Source organism: Streptomyces sp. 4N509B, from assembly GCF_052245655.1.
Taxonomy (GTDB): Bacteria; Actinomycetota; Actinomycetes; order Streptomycetales; family Streptomycetaceae; genus Streptomyces.
In genome coordinates this window covers 1-523 of sequence record NZ_JBQQBZ010000107.1, presented here as the reverse complement: position 1 = coordinate 523, position 523 = coordinate 1, and the positions used below count along the sequence as shown (strand labels likewise).

At 75.5% G+C, this 523-nt stretch carries 1 pseudogene; it reads left to right on the top strand.

Annotation, left to right across the window (positions count from 1 at the left end):
* Positions 1-523 (top strand): annotated as a pseudogene (locus ACTWP5_RS32130) (hypothetical protein); the annotation flags it as partial.

The following is a 523-nucleotide window of genomic DNA, read 5'->3' as shown; positions in this document are numbered from 1 at the left end:
TGGCGGCGCTGGTGGTCCTCCACGGGCCGGCCGTGGCCCGTCGCCTGTCCTGGCGGTGGCTGCCGCTCGCCGCCACCGGCGCGTCCCTGGCCTGGCTGCTCGCCCTGGCCCTCGTCGACGGCTGGGAGCGGGGCGTCGCCACCCGGCTGGCGGAGCACAACGAGTACCTCGCGGTCGTCGACGACATCGACGCCGGGAACCTCGGCCACTTCCTTCGGACCTTCACCGACCACATCGCCTACGGCTCCGAGGACCGGTGGCCGGCGCACGTGGCGGGGCATCCGCCCGGCGCGACGTTGACGTTCGTCGCGCTGGACCGGATCGGCCTGGAAGGCGGCGCCTGGGCCGGCCTGTTCTGCGTCCTGGCCAGCGCCACCATCACCGCCGCCATCCTCATCACTCTGCGCGCCCTCACCACCGAGGACACCGCCCGCCGCGCCGCCCCCTTCCTCGTCCTGGCACCCGCCGCCGTCTGGCTGGCCACCTCCGCCGACGGCTACTTCGCCGCCGTCGCCGCCTGGGC